We start from the raw sequence: 892 nt of genomic DNA on the forward strand, positions 1-892 counted from the left end.
CACTGGGTTTCCCCATTCGGACATCGCCGGGTCAAAGGTTCATATCACCTCGCCGGCGCTTTTCGCAGATTAGCACGTCCTTCATCGCCTCTGACTGCCAGGGCATCCACCGTGTACGCTTAGTCGCTTAACCTCACAACCCGAAGATGTTTCTTTCGATTCATCATCGACTTGCGAAAATTTGAGAGACTCGAACACACATAACATGTGTGTCGTTTCAATTTTCAGCTTGATCCAGATTTTTAAAGAGCAAATATCTCAAACGTCACCCGAAGATGAGTTTTGAGATATTAAGGCAGGTGACTTTCACTCACGAACCAGCAAGTGGCGTCCCCTAGGGGATTCGAACCCCTGTTACCGCCGTGAAAGGGCGGTGTCCTGGGCCTCTAGACGAAGGGGACACTGAAGTCTCAATCGCAAGACGCCTTGCTATTTACTTTTCATCAGACAATCTGTGTGAGCACTACAAAGGCAGGTTCTTTAAGGTAAGGAGGTGATCCAACCGCAGGTTCCCCTACGGTTACCTTGTTACGACTTCACCCCAGTCATGAATCACAAAGTGGTAAGCGCCCTCCCGAAGGTTAAGCTACCTACTTCTTTTGCAACCCACTCCCATGGTGTGACGGGCGGTGTGTACAAGGCCCGGGAACGTATTCACCGTAGCATTCTGATCTACGATTACTAGCGATTCCGACTTCATGGAGTCGAGTTGCAGACTCCAATCCGGACTACGACGCACTTTATGAGGTCCGCTTGCTCTCGCGAGGTCGCTTCTCTTTGTATGCGCCATTGTAGCACGTGTGTAGCCCTACTCGTAAGGGCCATGATGACTTGACGTCATCCCCACCTTCCTCCAGTTTATCACTGGCAGTCTCCTTTGAGTTCCCGGCCG

General features: G+C 50.8%; 1 tRNA gene and 2 rRNA genes. All 3 read right to left on the reverse strand.

The annotated features are described in order from the left end of the window. Nucleotides 1–133: ribosomal RNA gene (locus AC3WOK_RS23340) — 23S ribosomal RNA — on the reverse strand; the annotation flags it as partial. 192 nt (nt 134–325) lie between these two features. Beyond that, nucleotides 326–401: transfer RNA gene (locus tag AC3WOK_RS23345), tRNA-Glu, on the reverse strand. 85 nt (nt 402–486) lie between these two features. Further along, nucleotides 487–892, reverse strand: a 16S ribosomal RNA gene (locus tag AC3WOK_RS23350); the annotation flags it as partial.

The sequence above is a fragment of the Enterobacter sp. FW301-JW81 genome, from assembly GCF_058788735.1.